This window comes from Methylobacterium radiodurans, assembly GCF_003173735.1.
GTDB lineage: Bacteria > Pseudomonadota > Alphaproteobacteria > Rhizobiales > Beijerinckiaceae > Methylobacterium > Methylobacterium radiodurans.
In genome coordinates this window covers 791,225-811,189 of sequence record NZ_CP029551.1, presented here as the reverse complement: position 1 = coordinate 811,189, position 19,965 = coordinate 791,225, and the positions used below count along the sequence as shown (strand labels likewise).

Genomic DNA, 19,965 nt, shown 5'->3' with positions numbered 1-19,965 from the left:
AGATGTGTCAGCCGCCGCGGCGCCGGGCCGCCTCCGCGGCGATGCGCAGGAGCGCCGCGGAGGCATGGGCGTGGGCGAGTTCGGCATCCGCCCTACGGCAGGCCAGCACCGCCTCCTGCAGGATCTGGACGGCCTGACGGAGCGCGGCCGGGCTCCAGCGGCCGAGTTGCGCCTCGACCGCGGCCTTCCGCTTGAAGTGCAGGCCGCGCCAGGAGGCGACGAGCAGGCTTGGGCTCTTGTCCGGTCCCTCCAGGCGGCTCGCCAGCAGCGCGAGCGCGTGGCGGAGCGCGGAGCCCAGCATCATCGAGGGATCGAGTCCCTCGTGACGGAAGCGGCGATACTCGCGCTCGACCTCGCCGGCGCGCCCCACGAAGGCCGCATCGATCAGGGTGTTGAGCACGCTCGCCCCGACATCGCTGACGATCGCCTCGACGTCGTCGAGTTCCACGCTCCCCTGCCCGGCCGCGTAGAGGGCGAGCTTCTCGATCTCCGCGAGGCTGGCCCGCCGGTCTCCGCCCAGGCTCTGGCTCAGCACCTCGCGGGCCTCGCGGGCGATGCGCAGGCCCCGCTCCTGCAGGGTGCGGTCGATCAGGTCGGCCAGCGCCCGCTCGTCGTCGGGGTAGCAGGGGATGGCGAGCGCCTTCGGGGATCGCTCGCACAGGGTGCGCAGGGGCGCGGACTTGGCGAGATCCCCCGCCTCCACCACGATGCGGGTATCGGCGACCTCCGCCTTCAGCACAGCCTCGACCGCGGGCGCGTAGTTGCGGCTGCCGGGCCGGACCCAGATGGTGCGCTTGTCGCCGAACAGGCCGACCGTGCCAGCCTCGTCCACGAGGCGGCCCGGATCGGAGGCGAGCGCGTCACCGTCGATCTTTACCAGGGCGAAGGGGTCGTTCGGATCGGTGACGAAGCTCTCGGCGAGACGCTTGGCGCGCTCGACCACGAGGCCGGTATCGGGCCCGTAGACGAGGATGACGGGGAGGCGGGGATCGGGCCCGCGCCGGATCAGCGCTTCGGCCTCGTGCGCCTTGACGGCCGTCACGCGCCCTGCCCAATCAAGGCTTGGCCGAGAGCACGGAGGCGATGCGGGTCTTGATCTGCTCGGCCAGCACCTTCGAGAGGCGGATCTCGGCGTCGCGCGCGGCACGCTGACTGGCGAAGCGCTGGATCGAGCGGTCATAGGTCGCGGTCGAGGTGGCCACGCCCTCGGTGATCACCTTGAGCCCGTCGAGGCTCTCCAGGCTGTAGCGCACGCTGCCCACGATGGTGCCGGCCTCGGCCCGGCCGGTCTGGGTCGAGACGATCGGCGTCTGGATCGTCTCGCTGCCCTGCATCTTCAGGCGATAGCGCTTCGGCGCGGGCTGGCCCGAGCCGTCGAGGTCGAAAATCAGCTCGCTGCGCAGGTAGTGGCCCAGGCGCTCCTGACCTTGCGCCATGTTGATCTCGTCCACCTGGATGGCGGCGAGCAGCGCGCCCATCGACTCGCCGGAGGCGGTCGGCCCGTAGAGCGGGCGGAAGCAGGCGGAGAGGCCGAGCACCAGCGCGCCCGCGCAGGCGAGCCGACTCGTGATCCGGAACCCCCGCCGAAATCCCTGCCCTGCCCGACGAACCATGCGCCCGCGCCCCAGCCCTATACCGATCCGCTCTTTACGCGCGCGCCAGGCGCGGCGCCATCAGCCTGAGGCACAGGCGTTACGATTTCTCTGCGGCGGGAGCGTGGTGACAATCCCCCTGCCCTACCAGCGATAGATCAGGCTGCCGATCACGGTCGCGGGCGCGCCGCGGTAGCAGAAGCCGGCCTGGCAGTTCGTGTAGTCCCGATCGAAGATGTTGAAGCCGTTCAGCTGAGCGCGGAAGCCCTTGTACTTCGGATCGAGCGCCGCGAAGTCGTAGGCGACAAGGGCGTCGAACAGCGTCACGGTCGGATTGCGGACGGTGTTCTCGTCGTTCGCGAAGCTCGTGCCAGCGTAGCGCACGCCGCCGCCAACGGTGAGGCCGGACAGCGGCGAGGAGGGCGGGAACAGGTAGGTGGCGAAGGCCTTGAAGCTGTCGCCCGGGATGCCCGACAGCGCGTTGCCGTCGATCGGCAGATTCGGCACCACCAGCGAGGTCTGGCGCAGGAACCGGAAATCCAGGTGCGTGTAGGCCAGGGTCAGGTTCGTGCCGGGCGCGAGGTTGGCGACGAGTTCCGCCTCGAAGCCCTTTGAGCGGACCGCGCCGGTGGCGACCTGGTTGGCGGCGTTGGTCGGGTCCGTGCGCAGGATCGAGGATTGCACGATGTCGAAGCCCGCGAAGGCCGCGGTGATGTTGGTGTTCGGGACCGCGTACTTCACGCCCGCCTCGATCTGGTCGCCGGTGGCCGCCCGGAAGGGGCGGCCCTGACCGTCTACGCCGACCTGCGGGGTGAAGGTGGTGGCGTAGCTGGCATAAGGCACGAGGCCGGGCGCGAGGATGTAGTTCAGGCCGACCCGCCCCGTGAAGGCCGCATCGTTCTGCGTCGTCGCAGCACCGAGCGCACCCGGCGTGCCGGTCCGCGTGCTCTGGGAAACGAAGTCCTGCCGGCCGGTCAAGGTCAGCACGAATCGGTCGAACTTCGCCTGCTCCTGTAGGTAGATGCCGACCTGATCCAGGGTCTGGAACGAGGCCGCGGTCAGGGCCGGCTTCGGGATGAAGGTGCGGTAGCGGAAGTTCGAGAAGTCGGTGACGCCCGTCAGATCGAGATCGGGGACGTTGAAGTTGAAACCGGACCGGCGGGTGTAGTCGTAGCGCTGATAATCGATACCGCCCAGGATCGTGTGCGCGACCGGTCCGGTGATGGCATGGCCCTCGAACTGGTTGTCGAGCGTGACCGCGTGCAGGTCCTCGATGAACAGACCGGCGTAGCGCTGCGCTGACAGGCCGGTAATGCCGGTGATCTCCGTGTAGGGGAAATCGCCGTTGACGCCGTAGTAGCGAAAATTCTGGCGGAAGATCAGGTCTGGCGAGAACTTGTGCTCGAATGCGTAGCCGACCCGGTACTGCTGCGTGGTGAAGGCGTTGAAACCCGGGTCGCCCTGGTAGAGCCGCGAGACCACGAAACCCGGGAAGTTGACGAAGGCCGCTGTGCCGGGTGCCTGCGTGCGCTGGAACTCGGTCAGCAGCGTGAAGGTGGTGTCGGCGCTGGGCTTCCAGGTGAAGGAGGGCGCGATGTAGGCCCGGTCGTCGGTCGCACCCGGCAGGAAGGTGTCGGACTGGCGCACGAGACCGGTCAGCCGGTAGGCCATCGTGCCGTCGGAGCCTTCGATCGGACCGCCGAGGTCGAAATTACCCTGGTAGCGGTCGTAGTTTCCGCCTTGGAACCAGACCTCCCCGAACCGGGTGAAGACCGGCCGCTTCGTCGTCACGTCGACGATGCCGCCGGGCGAGCCGAGGCCGTAGAGACCGGAGGCGGGGCCGCGCAGGATGGTCAGCGCTTCCGTGCCGTAGGGCTCGATGCGGGGCACGGCGAGGCCGACGCCGGGCTGGCGCAGCCCGTCGCGGTAGATGCCGTTGTAGGTCACTTGGAAGCCGCGGATATAGAACGCGTCGAAGCGCGGATCGAACCCGAACACGTCCGTCGAGGTTCCGGGCGCGTAGGCGAGCGCCTCGTTGACGGACTGCACGTTGCGGTCGTTCAGCTGCTCCCGGGTGACGACGCTGACCGATTGCGGCGTCTCGATCAGCGGCGTGTTCGTCTTGGTCGCCGTCGGGCTGACTTTCGCGGTGTAGCCCACGACGCCGCTCGGACCGCCGCCCCCGCCGCTGGTGGCGGCGCTGTCGGCACCCGGGCCGAGGGGCCCCGCCTCGACGATGTCCCCGCCACCCGGTCCCGGCTCCACCCGTTGGGCGGGCTGCGGCGGCGCCGGCCTGCGCGGGCCAGCAGCCCGAGCCTTCGGCTTCGCGGCCTCTACCGAGATCTGGTTGAGCTGGATGCTCTGCTGGGCTGCCGCCGGCCCGGTGACGAGCAGCGAGGCGAGAGCCGCGAGACGGGCGGGCTGGGACATAAAACCTCGGGCGGGAAACGTCACGGTTACCCGAGGTTTAGCGGTCAAGCTTGCGTGATCAACCCGAAAACGTGATTGAAATCACACACTTGGAACGGTTCAAAAGTCTGCCGTACGCTCAGAACTGAAGAGCGGGCGCGGCGAGCACGTCGTTCTCGCGGGTGCAGATCGCCTCCGCCGGAGCGGGTCCCTTGCCGTCGAGCGCCTTGGCGAGCTCGGCCCGGGCCTTGTCCATGTCGGCACGGAAATCGGCGCTGCCCATCAGCGCGGCGAAGATCGCCGCACCGTTGGTGCGGCCGGCCGCGACGTCGGTGAGCCAGTGCACGCCGCACACGATCCGGCTCTCGCCGTAGACGCGCCCGCGGGCGAGGATCGCGCTAGTCTTCTCGGGGACCAGGGCCGCCATCATCAGTGCGTAGGACCAGCCCTGCGTGGCGTGCCCGGACGGATAGCTGAAGCTGTCGGTGAGCTGCTGGGTCCGCTGCACGCAGATCGGCGCGTCGTTACCGACGAAGGGCCTGAGGCGCCGGTAGTGCAGCTTGGGCGCCTTGGTGCCGCGGGCGATGTCGAGCCGGGCGCGCTCGAACAGGTTGATCACCGCGGGCACGCGCGCCGCGTCGATCTTGGTGCCGAGCACGCAGGCGTAGGTGTCGAGGATGGCCGAGGCGCCCTCCGCCACGTCGCTCGCGGCCAGATCCCAGCGCGGGCTCCCCTTGAGGCCGCGCGTCGTGTTGAAGGCCGCCCGGTCGGCGTTCTCCAGGGGCGAGTGGCTCGCCGGCGGCGGCGACAGGATCTTCACCGTGTCCGGAGCTGCGGCCTCGCTGAGGTAGGGCTTTGCCGCGGGCTTGCCCGGCTTCAGCGTGTCCACGCCGACCGAGGGGGCGGATTGTGGGCCCGGCGCGGCGGTCTCGGGTGGCATGGCCGGCTTCGGGGGCTCCGCGCGGGCCGGAAGAGAGGCCAGGAGCGAGGCCGTCGAGAGAGCGAGGGCCAGGCGTGCCGGCCCGGTGCGGAAGGCAGAGAGACGGAGCATCGGGTTCAGCGGCGTCACGATCCTGAGATTTTTAGAATCATACGAGGGGTTTCACGACGCGCCTATGGCAGCCGACAGGGCTCAAGCAACTTCGGCGGCATTCATGATACAAAACCGACCGGATCTTGCGTTTCTGCCAAGCGCGACTCTCAGCCCAGGGCGCGGATCGCTGCGGCTACGGCCTCCGGATGCTCCTCGTGCGCGCTCAGGGCGCCCGGAACCTGGACGGCGCGCACGCGGTCGCTGGCGGCCAGCGCGTCCATCTCGGCGCCCGAGCGGCGCGGGGCGCGCTCGGGCCGAAGCATCTGAACGGGCGAGAGTCCGTCCCGAAACAGGGCGAGGAAATCCTCCCGGGTGCCGACCGGATCGAGGCCCCCCGTGACGAAGGCCGCCGTACCGAAGCGCCCGTTGCGCTGGCGCGTGACGGCATGCTTCGCCCGCACCAGGGCCGGCGTGACGCGCTCCGGATCGGCGTAGACGTGGGCGCGCATCATCCGGGCGATGATCGGCGGGCTGATGTTGAGGCGGTAGAGCGCGTCGCCGAGGAGCGGCGCCTCGACGGCGCGGCGGATCCGGCCGAAGAGCGGCTCACGCCCGGGCATGGCGGTCGGCAGCGGGCCGCGCCAAGTGGGCGCGACGAGCGCAAGCCGGCCGAACAGGCCGGGATGGCGGGCGGCGGCCGCGACGAGGTAGCCCGCCGCGTGGCCCGCCCCGATCCCGAGCGCGTAGGGGCCGGGCAGGGCGGTGACGAGCGCGTCGAGGAAGGCGTGCAGCGTGTCCGGGTTCAGCGGCATGCGCGGGCGCGGGCGCGCGCCGAAGCCCGGCCAGTCCGGGACGAGGCAGCTGTGGTCGCCCGCGAGCGCCTCGGCGAGGCCGTGCATCTCGGCTCGGGCCGAGATGGTGGAGAGCGCCGGCAGCAGCAGCGCCGCCGGCCCGTCGCCCAGGACGTCGACCGGGGTGGGGCAGGGGCGCCCCGAGACCGTGAGGTCGAGGTGGCGGGTCTCCTGCCGCACGGGGTCAGTCGCGCAGGAGGTCGTTGATGCTGGTCTTGGCGCGGGTCTGCGCGTCCACCCGCTTCACGATCACCGCGCAGTAGAGCGCGGGGCCGGGCGAGCCGTCGGGGAGCGGCTTGCCGGGGAGCGCGCCCGGAACGACCACGGAGTAGGCCGGCACCCGGCCGCGGAAGACCTCGCCGGTCTCGCGGTCAATGATCTTGGTGGAGGCGCCGATGAAGACGCCCATGGAGAGCACCGCGCCCCGCTCGACCACGACGCCCTCGACCACCTCGGAGCGCGCGCCGATGAAGCAATCGTCCTCGATCACCACGGGGCCGGCCTGGAGCGGCTCCAGCACGCCGCCGATGCCGACGCCGCCGGACAGATGCACGTTCTTGCCGATCTGCGCGCAGGAGCCGACCGTCGCCCAGGTGTCGACCATGGTGCCCGAGCCGACATGCGCGCCGAGATTGACGAAGGACGGCATCAGGATGACGCCCGGCGCGATGTAGGCCGAGCGGCGCACCACGGCGCCCGGCACCACGCGGAAGCCCGCATCGCGAAACCGGTTCTCGCCCCAGCCCTCGAACTTCGAGGGCACCTTGTCCCAGGCCGGCGCGCCCGCGGCGCCCGCGGGCACCGCGACCATCTCGTTGAGGCGGAAGGACAGCAGCACCGCCTTCTTCAGCCACTGGTTGACCTGCCAGCCCTCGCCGGTCTTCTCGGCGACCCGGGCCTTGCCGGCGTCGAGCAGGTTCAGGGCCTCGTCCACCGCCTCGCGCACCGGGCCGCGGGTGCCGGTGTCGATGGAGGCGCGCTCCTCCCAGGCGTTCTCGATCGTGCGCGCGAGATCGGCGTGGGCTTCCGTGCGGGCTTGGGCCTCGGACATGGGTCTTCCGGTCGGTTGCTGGCGTGAATCGCGCCCGTGCTTACAGAGCCGGCCCTGGCCTGTCACCTTCGGTGGACGGGGGAGGGGCGGGAAGCGGGGAGGGCGCTCAGCCGGCCGCTAGCAGGCCGCGCACCCGCTCCAGGCCCTGCGAGAGCCCGGCCAGATCCTCGGCCAGCGCGTCGTGGATCGCGGCGGCCGCGTCCGGAAACTCCTCCAGCACACGCCGCATCAGGGCCGGGGTGATGCGCAGCACCGATGTCGGCTCGGCCGCGCGCGCATCGCCCGGCCGCTCGCCGCGCACGAACAGGGCCATCTGCCCGATCAGGGCGGCGCGGCCGGCCTCGACCGGCGCGGCGCCCGCCGCCTGCGGCACCAGCACGACTCTTCCCGAGACGACGACGAAGCCCCCGTCGGTGGCCTCGCCGCGCCGGAACAGGATCTCGTCCGGAGCGAGGTCGCGCCGCTCGGCCGCGAAGGAGAGGAGCCGCAGGGCGTCGCGCCCGAAGAAACGGAGGAGGGGGGCGGCGGCGAGAACCGCGATGTCGTCGTCGATCGCCAAAGCCCCGGGTCTCCGGCCTCTCACATGAGGACGGGTTCTAGCCGAACCGAGCCCTGCGCGCACGACGCACGGGCACGAAAAATGTCAGGGCAGCAGCTTGTAGCCGCCGGCCTCGGTCACGAGGATCGCGGCGGTCGCGGGGTTCGGCTCGATCTTCTGGCGCAGGCGGTAGATGTGGGTTTCCAGGGTGTGCGTGGTGACGTGGGCGTTGTAGCCCCAGACCTCGGCGAGCAGCGTGTCGCGTCCCACCACCTCGCGGCCGGCCCGGTAGAGGAAGCGCAGGATCGCGGTCTCCTTCTCGGTGAGCTTCAGCTTCGAGCCGCGCTCGCCGACCAGCAGCTTGGCGCCCGGCCGAAAGGTGTAGGGGCCGATCTGGAAGACGGCGTCCTCGGAAGCCTCGTGGCTGCGCAGGTGCGCCCGGATGCGGGCGAGCAGGATGCCGAACTTGAAGGGCTTGGTGACGTAGTCGTTGGCGCCGGCCTCCAGGCCCTCGACCGTGTCCTCCTCCGAATCCTGGCCCGTCAGCATCACGACGGGACCGCGATAGCCGTTGCGGCGCATCTGGCGCACGGCCTCACGCCCGTCCATGTCGGGCAGGCCGACATCCATCACCGCGAGATCGATCCGGTGCTCGGCGACGGCCTCGACCGCGGCGGCCGCGCCCGCGACGGCCACGACCGTGAACTCATCGTAGGCGTCGAACTGCTCGGTCAGAGTCTCCCGCAGGATCGCGTCGTCGTCGCAGATCAGGAGGCGGTAGGCGTTCATCCGTCCAACTCTCAAAGGCCCGCTCGATGAAGGCCGGGCCGAGGAGCGGCGCGCACGGCCCCTGGAAGCGGGAACCGGGCTCGCCCATACGAACCCCCTGGCTCCGGAACCGCGGGTCCGGGCATAGGCACCAGCATAATGCGCAGCTCGCGGTTGTGAATTGGCTTGCGCACAATTCTTCATACTGTCTGTCCGCGCCGGCCTCAAGGGCCGCCTCCGCCTGGTCCGAGACGAGGTTCCGCCCATGAAACCGACCCGCCCGGCACGCGCGCCGACCGTGTCAACGACCCTGAGGACGCTGCGGGTGCGGGCCGGGTCCGGGGACCGGCGGCGTGGCCAGATCCTGGTGCCCGGCGGTGCGATACCCTGCGCGCTCGGCGCGGCCGGGATCGTGCGTGCCAAGCGCGAGGGGGACGGCGGCTCGCCCCGCGGCAGCTTCCGCCTGCTCGGCGGCGCCTACCGGCACGACCGGCTCGGCCTTCGTCCCGTCACCGCCCTGAAGCTGCGCCGGACCGGACCGCAGGACGGCTGGTGCGACGACCCGCGCGACCGGCGCTACAACCGGCCGATCCGCCTGCCCGCGCCGGGGGTGAACCACGAGCGGATGTGGCGCGACGACGGCCTCTACGACGTGGTGATCGATCTCGACTACAATCGCGGCCCGATCCGCCCGCGCCGGGGTTCGGCGATCTTCCTCCACGTCGCCCGGCCGGGCTTCCGCCCGACCGAGGGCTGCGTCGCCCTGCGGTTGCCGGACCTGCTCCGGCTGCTCCGTCGGGTCGGGCCGCACACACGTTTGCGGATCGTCTGAAACGGGCACCGTAGTTCATCATCTAGACGCACACGCCCCGCGTGTGCCTTAACGGCCAAGATCCGGCACAGCCCGAGGCGATGTCGGCGCGAGGAGATCCCGCCCCATGTCCGTCGCCGCAACGACCGAGCCGACGCGGTGAAGAAGGCCGGTCGCTTGCGGCTGATTCCGAGCCCCTGCCACTGCCTCGGCGTCCGGCAGGCCGCCCGGCACATGACGCTCCTCTACGACCGCCACCTCGCCGAGATCGGGCTGCGGGCGACGCAGTTCTCCGTGCTGATGGTGCTCGATCAGGCGGGGCCGCTCGCGGTGAACGAACTCGCGCTGTTCCTGGTGCTCGACCGGACCGCCACCGGGCGCGCCCTGCGCCCGCTGTCCCGCGACGGCCTCGTGGAGATCGGGCCGGGCCACGACGGGCGCACCCGGGCGCTCACCCTCACGGAGGCGGGCCGCGTCAAGCTGGAGGCGGCCTACATCATCTGGAAGCGCGCTCAGGACGAGTTCGAGGCGCAGTACGGCGGTGTCACCGAGGCCGAGGCCCTGCGCCTGTCGCTCGCCCGGGTCATCGGGCGGGCCTGATCAGGCCCGCCGCCTCAGACCTTGCGGGCGCGGGCGCCGAAGATCGCCGTGCCGACCCGGACATGGGTCGCGCCGAGCTGGATCGCCGCCGGGTAGTCGGCGCTCATGCCCATCGAGAGGATCGGTAGACCGTGCCGCTCCGCGATCCGCGCCAGCAGGGCGAAGTGGGCTGAGGGCGGGTCCTCGACGGGCGGCACGCACATCAGGCCCTGGATCGCGAGGCCGTGGGTGTCGCGGCAGGCGGCGAGGAGCCCGTCGACCTCGTCCGGTGCGACCCCGCCCTTCTGCGGCTCGTCGCCGGTGTTCACCTGGATCAGGAGCTTCGGTGCCCGGCCGGCGCGGGCGATCTCCTTGGCGAGCGCCGCCGCGAGCGAGAGGCGATCCACGGAATGGATCACGTCGAACAACTCGACCGCCTCCCGGGCCTTGTTGGACTGGAGCGGGCCGACGAGGTGCAGCTCGACATCCGGGTAGCGCGCCTTGAGGTCGGGCCACTTGGCCCGGGATTCCTGCACGTAGTTCTCGCCGAAGACCCGGTGGCCCGCCTCCAGCGCCGGCAGGATGCCCGCGGCGGATACCGTCTTCGAGACCGCGATCAGCTGCACGCCCGCGGGATCCCGCCCGCAATCCTCGGCGGCCTGCACGATCCCGGCCCGCACCTCGGCCAGACCCGCCGCGACGTCGGCCTCGCCGACCGGAGGCCGGGCGACGGGGGAGGGGGCAGGCTCGGTCTTCGGCACATCCATGGGCACATCCAACGGTTCGGGTCTGTTCCTGGGGACCTACCAGCCGCAACGCGCGCCGCAAGGGCACGGCTCCTGCGCAGGGGTGATGCGCGGCAATGCGCGCCCGCGCGTTGACCGGATCGGGCGCGGATATGCTAGTGCCGGCCGCAACCCGCCGGCCTCGACGGCCCGCTTCCCGCCCCGCGACCGAACCCATGACGAACCCGACCCCGACCGAGCGCTACAACGCCAAGGATGCCGAGCCGCGCTGGCAGGCGGAATGGGCCAAGGCGAAGATCTTCGAGACGCCGAACGAGGACGGCCGGCCGAAATACTATGTGCTGGAGATGTTCCCCTACCCGTCGGGGCGCATCCACATGGGCCACGTGCGCAACTACGCGATGGGCGACGTGGTGGCTCGCTACAAGCGCGCCAAGGGCTTCAACGTGCTCCACCCGATGGGCTGGGACGCCTTCGGCCTGCCGGCCGAGAACGCCGCCATGGAGAGGCGCGTCAACCCGCGAGACTGGACCTACGCCAACATTGCCACCATGCGCGGCCAGCTCCAGTCCATGGGCCTCTCGCTCGACTGGAGCCGCGAGATCGCGACCTGCGATCCGGCCTATTACAAGCACCAGCAGCGCATGTTCCTCGACTTCCTTGAGAAGGGGCTGGTCACGCGCCGCACCGCGAAGGTGAATTGGGATCCGGTCGATCACACCGTGCTCGCCAACGAGCAGGTGATCGACGGACGCGGCTGGCGCTCGGGCGCGCTGGTCGAGAGCCGCGAGCTGACCCAGTGGTTCTTCAAGATCACCGATTTCGCCGAGGAGCTGCTGGGCGCGCTCGACGGGCTCGATCGCTGGCCGGAGAAGGTCCGGCTGATGCAGAAGAACTGGATCGGCAAGTCCGAGGGGCTCGAAGTCCGCTTCGCGCTCACCCGTGCCGTTGGCGGCCAGGACACGATCAAGCAGGACACGATCAAGGTCTACACGACGCGGCCTGACACGCTGTTCGGCGCGAAGTTCCTGGCGGTCGCGGCCGACCATCCGCTCGCCGCGGCGCTCGCTGCCGACAGGCCGGAGCTGCAGGGCTTCATCGAGGAGTGCCGCCGCATCGGCACCGCCCAGGCGGCGATCGACACGGCCGAGAAGCTCGGGTTCGACACAGGGCTCACCGTGCGCCACCCGCTCGACCCGGCCTGGGAGCTGCCGGTCTACGTCGCGAATTTCGTGCTGATGGAGTACGGCACTGGCGCGGTGTTCGGCTGCCCCGCCCACGACCAGCGCGATCTCGACTTCGCCAATCGGTACGGGCTCGGCAACACGCCGGTGGTCTGCCCCGAGGACCAGGATCCGGCCGCCTTCACGATCACCGACACCGCCTATGACGGCGACGGCCGGATGATCAACTCGCGCTTCCTCGACGGGATGACCACCGACGAGGCCGTCGAGGCGGTGGCGAACCGCCTGGAGCAGGAGATCCTGGCGGGCGAGGCGGTCGCCTCCCGCAAGGTTCAGTTCCGGCTGCGCGACTGGGGCGTCTCGCGCCAGCGCTACTGGGGCTGCCCGATCCCGATCATCCACTGCGACGCCTGCGGCCCGGTGCCGGTGCCCGTGGCCGCCCTGCCGGTGCGGCTGCCCGACGAGGTCTCGTTCGACCAGCCCGGCAACCCGCTGGAGCGCGACCATGCGTGGCGCAACGTGCCCTGCCCGCGCTGCGGACAGGCGGCCCGGCGCGAGACCGACACGATGGACACCTTCGTGGACTCGTCTTGGTACTTCGCCCGCTTCACCGCGCCCTGGCTGCAGGACGTGCCGACCGACCGCGCCGCGGTCGATCACTGGCTCGCGGTCGATCAGTATATCGGCGGCATCGAGCACGCGATCCTGCACCTGCTCTACGCCCGGTTCTTTACCCGCGCGATGCGCGAGACCGGATGGTCAGGCGTGGCCGAGCCGTTCGCCGGCCTGTTCACGCAGGGCATGGTCGTCCACGAGACCTACAAGGACGAAGGCGGCGCCTGGGTGCCGCCCGCCGAGATCCGCTTCGAGAGCGGGGAGGGGGAGCGCCGGGCGTTCCACGTGAAAACCGGTGCGCCGATCGCCATCGGGGCGATCGAGAAGATGTCGAAGTCGAAGAAGAACGTGGTCGACCCCGATGACATCATCGCGAGCTACGGCGCCGACACCGCCCGCTGGTTCATGCTCTCGGATTCGCCGCCTGAGCGCGACGTGATCTGGACGGAGGAGGGGGTGCAGGGCGCCGCCCGCTTCGTTCAGCGGGTCTGGCGCCTCGTGAACGCGGCGACGCAAGCGGGCGGCGACGGCGCAGCGGATCTCGGCCTTCGCAAAGCGGCGCACCGGGCGCTGGCGGGCGTCGGCGAGGATGTCGAGCGCCTGCGCTTCAACCGCTGCGTCGCGCAGGTCTACACGCTCGCCAACGCGCTCGACGAGGGCCTGCGCGGCACTGCATCACGGGCTGCCGCGACGGAGGCGGCCGGCATCCTGGTGCAGCTCATCGCCCCGATGATGCCGCATCTCGCCGAAGAGTGCTGGCAGGCGCTCGGCCGCTCGGGCCTCGCGGCCCAGGCCCCCTGGCCAACGGTCGAGGCGGCTTTGCTGGTCGAGGACGAGATCACCCTGCCGGTCCAGATCAACGGCAAGAAGCGGGCGGACGTGACCGTGCCCCGCGACGCCGACGCGAAGGCCGTCGAGGCCGCGACCCTGGCGCTCGAGCCAGTCCAGAAGGTCCTCGAGGGGCGGGCGCCCCGGAAGGTCATCGTGGTGCCGGGCCGCATCGTGAATCTGGTGGTGTGAGACCGATTAGGTCGATCGGTTCGGTGAGCCGTGCCTGTCCCTCTCCTTGCGGAGAGGGACAGGCACGAGGCTGAGCGCCGACGCGTCAGACATGCCGCCTCTTTCCGCAACCGGGTGAGGCGGCATCGTAGTCCCGAGCCGGTCAGCCGGTCCGGGCATGTGCCGATATCCTCAGGTAGCCAGTGCCGGCACCGCGAGCGCCTCACGCACCTTCGACGCCACGGCGCCAGCCCGGTGGTCCTTCGCCACGATCAGCGCGTCGGGCAATTCGACTGCCTCGCGCTCGGCCTCGGTCATGTCGCAGGCCAGCACGACGCGCAGGCTGGGGCGCAGCGCCCGGGCCTCCTGCGCCAGCCTCGAGCAACACAGCCGCCCCTCCAGGGAGGCGTCCACCACCATCACGTCGAGGGGAAGCCCGAGGGCGAGCACGGCCATCGCATCGACGCCGTTGTCACACGTCGTGACCTGACAGCCGGTCCGTCGGATCTGGGCGGAGACGGCGTCGCGCCAGCGCTTCTGGCGCGCGGCGACGAGCACCTGAACCCGGTAGCATCCCCTGGGCGGGACGACCGGGACGATGGCAGCGGATCCGAGGGCTACTCGCGGCATGGCGCGATCGGCTTCGTGTTCGCGTTGCATTGCATCATGCTAAACTGACATCTCACGGTCACACAAGAGCTTTGCCGCGAAGACGCCGCAATTGCGGCTGTCCTCCTCATAGGAGGGGCAGCGCGGCGAGGCGCATTGCGACGCAGCAGAACGCCCCGAACCGGTTGACGGCCGCGGCTCCCGCGAGGCAACACCGCGGCGCCCTGCGGTCAAAGCCGGAGATCGATTCCTTGTCGTCCGCCAATCCGCCGCCCGTCTCGCCGCTCGCGCCCAGGACACAGCCGGAGCTGCCGCCCGTGCCGGGCGTCCGGCTCGCGACCGCGCAGGCCGGCATCCGCTATTCCGGCCGCACCGACGTGCTCTATGTCGGGCTCGACGCCGGCACCGTGCCGGCGGGCGTGTTCACCCGCTCGAAATGCCCGTCGGCGCCGGTCGATTGGTGCCGCGAGGCGCTGACGGGCGGCGGGGCTCGGGCGCTCGTCGTCAATTCCGGCAACGCCAACGCCTTCACGGGGCAGCGGGGCCGCGACTCGGTGGCGCTCACCGCCCGCATCGCCGCGCGGGCCGCGTCCTGCACCGAGACCGACGTCTTCGTCGCCTCGACGGGCGTGATCGGCGAGCCGCTCGACGCCACGAAGTTCGAGGGCGTGCTGGCCGATTGCGCGGCCCGCACGCAGGACGGGCCCGCCGCCTGGGCGGCGGCCGCACAGGCCATCATGACCACCGACACCTTCCCGAAGCAGGCCACGCGCCGCGCGGAGATCGACGGCAGGGCGGTCCTGATCAACGGCATCGCCAAGGGCGCGGGCATGATCGCTCCCGACATGGCGACGATGCTGGCCTTCGTCTTCACCGACGCCGCGCTACCGCAGCCGGTGCTCCAGGCGCTGCTGGTGGAGGGCGCGGACAACAGCTTCAACTGCGTGACAGTCGACGGCGACACCTCGACCTCCGACACCCTGATGCTGTTCGCCACGGGCAAGGCGGGAAACGCGGCGGTGGCGGACGCGGCCGACCCGCGGCTCGTCGGCTTCCGGGCCGCGCTCGACGATCTCCTGGTCGAACTCGCACAGCTCGTCGCCAAGGACGGTGAGGGCGCGCGCAAGTTCGTGACCGTGGAGGTCACGGGCGCCGAGAGCGACCGCTCCGCCCACCACATCGCCATGTCGATCGCCAACTCGCCGCTGGTGAAGACCGCGGTGGCCGGCGAGGACGCGAACTGGGGTCGCGTCGTGATGGCGGTCGGCAAGGCCGGCGAGCCCGCCGACCGCGACCGCCTCGCGATCTGGTTCGGCGACGTGCGCGTCGCGGTCGCCGGCGCGCGCGACCCGGACTACAGCGAGGACGCCGCCAGCGCCGTGATGCGCGAGCAGGACATCCGCGTCCGGGTCGATCTTGGGCTGGGGGAGGGCAGGGCCCGCGTCTGGACCTGCGATCTCACCAAGGCCTACATCGAGATCAACGGGGATTACCGCTCGTGAGGGCGGCGCTCGCCGGCCTCGTCCTCCTGTTCGCCGCCGCACCCGCGCGGGCCGACGATGCCTGCGACCACGCGATCAGCGTCACCGGGCGGGCGGCCGCGAGCCGGCCGCCCGACTTCGCCGCAGTCACCGTCGGCGTCGAGGCGAAGGCGCAGAGCCCGGCCGCCGCCCTCGACGCGGCCTCGAAGGCGGTTGCGGGCGTGGTCGCCCTTGGGCGCGACCTCGGGGTCCCGGAGTCTGACATCGGCACCTCCGCGGTCGTGCTGGAGCCGGCGACCCGCGCCGTCACCCGCCCGAACGGCACCGTCGAGTCTCAAGCAGACGGTTACCGGGCGGCGAACGCGGTCACGATCCGGCTCGCCGACATGGCCCGCCTCGGCGACCTGCTGCGGCGCGCGCTCGATGCCGGCGCGAACCGCATCGATTCGATCGGCTTCGGCCTGAACGATCCCGAGAAGGTCGATGCGGAGCTTCAGGTCGCGGCGGCCAGGGACGCCCGCGCCCGCGCGGCTGAACTCGCCGAGGCTGTCGGCGCCAAGCTCGGGCGCCTGTGCAGCCTGTCGGGCAGCGGCAGCGCAGCGCCGCCGCCCATGCCGATGGCCGCGCAGGCCCGCATGAAGGCTCCGGCGCCCGGCCGCCGCGTCCCGATCGCCGCCGGCACGATCGAGAGCCGCAGCGAGGTCGCGGCCAGCTTCGCGGTCGCGCAATGAGCGAGCCGTCGCGCGAGCCTGCGAGCGCGGCCGTGCCGCTGCGCCTCCTGCTCGTGGTGGCGGTCGCCCTGGTGGACCGGGACGGGCGCGTGCTGGTGAGCCAGCGCCCGCCCGGCAAGCAGCTCGCCGGTCTCTGGGAGTTTCCCGGCGGCAAGGTCGAGCCCGGCGAGCGGCCGGAGGCGACGCTGATTCGCGAACTCGTCGAGGAGATCGGCGTGGCCGTCGAGGAGCCCTGCCTCGCGCCGCTCACCTTCGCGAGCCACGCCTACGAGAGCTTCCACCTCCTGATGCCGCTCTACGTCTGCCGCCGCTGGTCCGGCACGCCGCGGGGGCTGGAGGGACAGGCGCTGAAATGGGTGCGGCCGGGCGCGCTCCGCGATCTCGCCATGCCGCCGGCCGACCTGCCGCTGATCCCGTTTCTGGTCGACCTCCTCGGGCCCTGAGCACGAAAAAAGGCCCCGCACAGCAGTGCGGGGCCTGTTCTCATTCGACGGTGGCCGGCTCAGTGGCCGCCGGCCTCGGCGTTCCGGGTGGTCTCGTAGAGGAACCACGTGCGCTCCTCGGACTGGTCGATCCACTCCTCCAGCAGGCTCGTGGTCGAGACGTCGTTGGCCTCGTCCGTGACCTCGTGCAGCTCGCGCATGCGGGCGGTGAGCGCCTTGTTGTCGTCCCGCAGCTCCTTGAGCATGTCGAGCGGGCCGACATATTCGGCATCGTTGTCCTGCACGTTGGTCAGCGTGCTCGCTTGACCGATCGAGCGCAGGACCGTACCGCCGATCTTGCGGCCGCGCTCGCCCACGGCGTCGATGATCGCGAAGATCTGCTGCGACTGCTCGTCGAGGAGCAGGTGGTAGTCGCGGAAGTTCGGGCCGCTGACGTGCCAGTGGAAATTCTTCGTCTTGATGTAGAGCGCGAAGAGGTCCGACAGCAGGACGGTCAGACCCTCAGAGATCTTCTTGACGTCCTCGGGGTTCAGATCGGTCGGGGTGTTGAGGCGATCGCTGCCGATCCGGCTGACGGGCTTGGCCTTGGCCATGGTTGTCTCCGTTCGTCTGGAATTTCAGGTGCCGATACGCGCGTCGCGGGGTTCTCCGCGGCGGCAGCGGCATCGTTCATCGGCAGAATGAACGGTAACCCTGATTGTTCCGGACCCGTTGGACAGCGCATGGCCGGGTCCCGAGCAGTGCACAGCTTGGAGAAGTTCTAAACTATTCGTGATGCGTCAGTTGGTCCTCCCGACGAGGCCCGGCGGCAGAAGGCCGGCGGGCTTCGGGCTGCGTGGCGCGGCCGGACGGATCGAACCGGTCGTGGTGGGATCGGTATGCTGCGGCTCGGGGGCGCTCGCCTCGGCGGGCTTCTGCCGCGCTTCCGCGGGGCGCGGCTGCGCCCCGGCAGCTGCAGGCCGCGCAGGACCCGGCTTGGTGGGCTCGGCAGACTTGATGGGCTCGGAAGGCTTGGACGCGTTGGCGGCCTTGCCGGACTCGGCAGACGTTCCCGGCGTATCGAGGCCATAGATGTCGTCGCGGAAATGGGCGCGGCCGTCCGGCGTGGCGTAGCCGGTCAGGTACACGAAGGTGACCGGCACGGGCTTGGGCAGCTTGATGTCCCGCCGCTCGCCGTCCGCGATGCCGGTCTCGATCTCGATCGGCCCCCAAGACGAGCCCGATCCGTTCGGCCCCTCGGTGCCCTGGAGCAGCCAGCCGACGAACTCCTTCACCTGGCCGACGCGCACGCAGCCGTGACTGTGGAAGCGCACGGAGCGGCCGAACAGCGACTTCGAGGGCGTGTCGTGCATGTAGACCGCGTGGCGGTTCGGCATGTCGATTCGCACTTGGCCGAGCGAGTTGTCGAAGCCGGGATCCTGCCGCAGCGTGTAGTTCGCTGCCTTGTTGGTGTTCCAGTCGAGCGTCGTCGGATCGACCTCGACGCCGCCGGGGCCGAGGATGCGGATATGGTTCTTGGCGAGGTAGCCCGGCTCTTTCCGCATCCTCGGGATGATCTCGTTCTTCACCACCGAGATCGGCACGGTCCAGGTCGGGTTGAAGTTCACGTCGGTGATGCGGGTCTCGACGGACGGCGTCGCCTTGTCGGGGCTGCCGACCACCGCGACGTAGCGGCGGGCGACCTGCCCCTTCTCGACCGCTTCGACCACGGCGGAGGGGATGTTCACCACCACGTAGCGCTCGCCGAAGGGAAAGTTCGAGCCCATCAGGCGCTGGGCGGAAGCCGCGAGCTGGCGCTGGCGGACGCTGGCCGGCACGTTCAGCGCCGCGATGGTCTGGCGGCCGAGAAGCCCCGTCTCGGGCAGGCCGTGCCGCGCCTGGAAAGCCGTGAGGGCGGCGACCAGCGGCGGGTCGAGCCGGTCGCTCGGGGGCGCGTCGGCGGGCAGGTCCCCAGTGAGCGTCAGGTGGTGGCGCAAGGACGGCACCGCCGGATGGCTCGTGCCGGGCTTCAGCACGAGGTCCGTCGGCAGCGGCTCCCAGCCGCCCGCGTCGGCATAGGCCTGGTACTGCTCGGCGGCGCGCAGCGTGTCGAGGAAGGTGCGCGGGTTGAGCGTCGGCGTCGGATCGGCCGAGACCTTCGCGTAGACGAGAGGCGCGGGCTCCTTTTTCCGCGGCGCCTCCTGCTGGGCCGCGTCCTTCGAAGCGTTGTCCTTCGCGGCCTTGTCCTTGGGCTGGGCCGCATCCTTGCTCTCCGCCGGCTTCGGCGCGGCGGGCTCGGCCTTGCGGGCCGGTGCCTCCTTGCGGAGTTCGGGGGCGGGTTGGGCCGCCGCGGGCGCCGCCTGCACGGGCACCGGGAGGGGCACAGGGGCCTGCGTGGGCGCCGGGACGGCCTGCACCTGCGGCGCGGGCCCGGCCGGGGCGTTCTGCGCCGCCGCCGGGCCGAGCGCGATCAGAAGCGCGAGCGGCGCCGCGGCGGCGCGTGCGCAAGCGGACGTCGGGACCATACGCGTGACTCCGGTCGAGATGCCCGCTCGCGGACCGGGGGATCATGGCCGCCGGATGGTTACCAATCCGCTCCGCCCCGCCACGCGCATCTGTCCCACTCGACAGGACGGCCCGGCGCCCCACCCTTCGCCGGACGGATCCGACAGCGTGCCCCGGAGAATGCGAGCGATGTCCCATCCTGCGATCAGCCCCGGCCGCGCCGCGGTGGTGACGGGTGCCGCGAGCGGCATCGGGCTCGCCGCCGCCAAGGCCTTCGCGGGGGCCGGCATGAACGTCTGGCTCGCCGACCTGCCGGGCGACGCCCTGGAGGCGGCCCGCGCCGAGGTCGCCGCGCTCGCCGCCGTCGAGGTGCGGGCGGTGGCGACCGATGTCGGGCGGCGCGAGGCCGTCGAGGCCTTGCGCGACGCGGTCGCGCGCTCGGGCTCGCCCGCGATCGTCATGCTGAACGCCGGGATCGAGGCCGGCGGCCGCCTGTTCTCGGAGCCCGAGACCTGGACCCGTATCCTCGACACAAATCTCTGGGGCGTGATCAACGGCGTGCAGGCCTTCGCCCCCGGCATGATCGAGGGCGGCCAGCCCGGTGCCGTCATCGTCACCGGCTCGAAGCAGGGCATCACCACGCCGCCCGGCAACACGCCCTACAACGTCTCGAAGGCGGGCGTGAAAGCCCTCACGGAAGCGCTCGCGCACGACCTGCGCGGGCGCGAGGGCTGCCGCACCAGCGCGCACCTGCTGATCCCGGGCTTCGTCTACACGGGACTCGCCCGGGCGCGCGGGGTGGCCGAGAAGCCGGCCGGCGCCTGGACGCCGGAGGAGACCGTGGCCTTCATGCTGGAGCGGCTGGAGGCCGGTGACTTCTACATCCTCTGCCCGGACAACGAGACCACGACGGAGCAGGACCGCCGCCGCATCGCCTGGGCGGTCGGGGACATCATCGAGAACCGCCCCGCCCTGTCGCGCTGGCACCCGGATTACGCGGAGGCCTTCCGGAGCCACATGGAGCGCTGACGTCGCCCCGAC

At 71.1% G+C, this 19,965-nt stretch carries 19 protein-coding genes; 7 read left to right on the top strand and 12 right to left on the bottom strand.

Annotation, left to right across the window (positions count from 1 at the left end; all coding sequences use genetic code 11):
• Positions 1–7: 7 nt before the first annotated feature.
• From holA to DK427_RS03580, 8 genes are all read right to left on the bottom strand, one after another.
• Complete coding sequence (holA, locus tag DK427_RS03615; protein WP_109950074.1) at positions 8–1,042, bottom strand: DNA polymerase III subunit delta; 1,035 nt, start codon at positions 1,040–1,042, stop codon at positions 8–10.
• Positions 1,043–1,055: 13 nt separating this feature from the next.
• Positions 1,056–1,613, bottom strand: coding sequence for an LPS assembly lipoprotein LptE (gene lptE / locus DK427_RS03610; RefSeq protein WP_109950073.1), 558 nt, complete (start codon positions 1,611–1,613; stop codon positions 1,056–1,058).
• Positions 1,614–1,736: 123 nt separating this feature from the next.
• The gene (locus DK427_RS03605) at positions 1,737–4,022 is read right to left on the bottom strand and encodes a TonB-dependent siderophore receptor (RefSeq protein ID WP_109950072.1); all 2,286 of its coding nucleotides are present in this window, start codon (positions 4,020–4,022) and stop codon (positions 1,737–1,739) included.
• A 118-nt stretch (positions 4,023–4,140) separates the two neighbouring features.
• Positions 4,141–5,052, bottom strand: a complete 912-nt coding sequence (locus tag DK427_RS03600; RefSeq protein WP_109950071.1) for an acid phosphatase — start codon at positions 5,050–5,052, stop codon at positions 4,141–4,143.
• A gap of 149 nt (positions 5,053–5,201) precedes the next feature.
• Positions 5,202–6,065: an alpha/beta fold hydrolase gene (locus DK427_RS03595; protein WP_109950070.1), complete on the bottom strand. Its 864-nt coding sequence runs from the start codon at positions 6,063–6,065 to the stop codon at positions 5,202–5,204.
• 4 nt (positions 6,066–6,069) lie between these two features.
• A complete protein-coding gene (gene dapD, locus DK427_RS03590) occupies positions 6,070–6,936 on the bottom strand; it encodes a 2,3,4,5-tetrahydropyridine-2,6-dicarboxylate N-succinyltransferase (protein ID WP_109950069.1) in 867 nt (288 codons plus the stop codon).
• A gap of 106 nt (positions 6,937–7,042) precedes the next feature.
• Positions 7,043–7,495 (bottom strand): cyclic nucleotide-binding domain-containing protein, encoded by a 453-nt coding sequence (locus tag DK427_RS03585; protein WP_109950068.1) that lies wholly within the window; start codon positions 7,493–7,495, stop codon positions 7,043–7,045.
• An 84-nt stretch (positions 7,496–7,579) separates the two neighbouring features.
• Positions 7,580–8,263 carry a response regulator transcription factor gene (locus tag DK427_RS03580; protein ID WP_109950067.1) on the bottom strand — a complete coding sequence of 228 codons (684 nt, stop codon included), beginning with the start codon at positions 8,261–8,263 and terminating at the stop codon, positions 7,580–7,582.
• 244 nt (positions 8,264–8,507) lie between these two features.
• Between DK427_RS03580 and DK427_RS03575 the strand changes: the two genes are divergently transcribed.
• Both DK427_RS03575 and DK427_RS03570 read left to right on the top strand, forming a co-directional pair.
• Positions 8,508–9,074, top strand: a complete 567-nt coding sequence (locus DK427_RS03575) for a L,D-transpeptidase family protein (RefSeq protein WP_109950066.1) — start codon at positions 8,508–8,510, stop codon at positions 9,072–9,074.
• A 138-nt stretch (positions 9,075–9,212) separates the two neighbouring features.
• On the top strand, positions 9,213–9,653 hold the full coding sequence (locus DK427_RS03570; RefSeq protein WP_245930787.1) for a MarR family winged helix-turn-helix transcriptional regulator: 441 nt from the start codon (positions 9,213–9,215) through the stop codon (positions 9,651–9,653).
• A gap of 14 nt (positions 9,654–9,667) precedes the next feature.
• Here DK427_RS03570 and DK427_RS03565 read toward each other — a convergent pair whose 3' ends face one another.
• Positions 9,668–10,399, bottom strand: a complete 732-nt coding sequence (locus DK427_RS03565) for a YggS family pyridoxal phosphate-dependent enzyme (protein WP_109950065.1) — start codon at positions 10,397–10,399, stop codon at positions 9,668–9,670.
• A 194-nt stretch (positions 10,400–10,593) separates the two neighbouring features.
• Between DK427_RS03565 and leuS the strand changes: the two genes are divergently transcribed.
• On the top strand, positions 10,594–13,197 hold the full coding sequence (gene leuS / locus DK427_RS03560; RefSeq protein WP_109950064.1) for a leucine--tRNA ligase: 2,604 nt from the start codon (positions 10,594–10,596) through the stop codon (positions 13,195–13,197).
• A 171-nt stretch (positions 13,198–13,368) separates the two neighbouring features.
• Here leuS and DK427_RS03555 read toward each other — a convergent pair whose 3' ends face one another.
• Positions 13,369–13,806 carry a response regulator gene (locus DK427_RS03555; protein ID WP_109950063.1) on the bottom strand — a complete coding sequence of 146 codons (438 nt, stop codon included), beginning with the start codon at positions 13,804–13,806 and terminating at the stop codon, positions 13,369–13,371.
• A 230-nt stretch (positions 13,807–14,036) separates the two neighbouring features.
• Between DK427_RS03555 and argJ the strand changes: the two genes are divergently transcribed.
• From argJ to DK427_RS03540, 3 genes are read left to right on the top strand one after another with little or no spacing between them, the layout of a single operon-like run.
• Positions 14,037–15,287 carry a bifunctional glutamate N-acetyltransferase/amino-acid acetyltransferase ArgJ gene (gene argJ / locus DK427_RS03550; RefSeq protein WP_109950062.1) on the top strand — a complete coding sequence of 417 codons (1,251 nt, stop codon included), beginning with the start codon at positions 14,037–14,039 and terminating at the stop codon, positions 15,285–15,287.
• Positions 15,284–15,997: an SIMPL domain-containing protein gene (locus tag DK427_RS03545; RefSeq protein WP_109950061.1), complete on the top strand. Its 714-nt coding sequence runs from the start codon at positions 15,284–15,286 to the stop codon at positions 15,995–15,997. The genes argJ and DK427_RS03545 overlap by 4 nt, the downstream gene beginning before the upstream one ends.
• A complete protein-coding gene (locus DK427_RS03540; protein WP_109950060.1) occupies positions 15,994–16,440 on the top strand; it encodes a (deoxy)nucleoside triphosphate pyrophosphohydrolase in 447 nt (148 codons plus the stop codon). The genes DK427_RS03545 and DK427_RS03540 overlap by 4 nt, the downstream gene beginning before the upstream one ends.
• 59 nt (positions 16,441–16,499) lie before the next feature.
• Here the strand turns inward: DK427_RS03540 and DK427_RS03535 are convergent, their stop codons facing one another.
• Positions 16,500–17,033, bottom strand: a complete 534-nt coding sequence (locus DK427_RS03535; RefSeq protein WP_109950059.1) for a Dps family protein — start codon at positions 17,031–17,033, stop codon at positions 16,500–16,502.
• A 186-nt stretch (positions 17,034–17,219) separates the two neighbouring features.
• Positions 17,220–18,944: a L,D-transpeptidase family protein gene (locus DK427_RS03530; protein ID WP_109950058.1), complete on the bottom strand. Its 1,725-nt coding sequence runs from the start codon at positions 18,942–18,944 to the stop codon at positions 17,220–17,222.
• A gap of 169 nt (positions 18,945–19,113) precedes the next feature.
• Here DK427_RS03530 and DK427_RS03525 point away from each other — a divergent pair, with 169 nt between their 5' ends.
• Positions 19,114–19,953, top strand: a complete 840-nt coding sequence (locus DK427_RS03525; RefSeq protein ID WP_109950057.1) for an SDR family NAD(P)-dependent oxidoreductase — start codon at positions 19,114–19,116, stop codon at positions 19,951–19,953.
• The last annotated feature ends 12 nt before the right edge of the window (positions 19,954–19,965 follow it).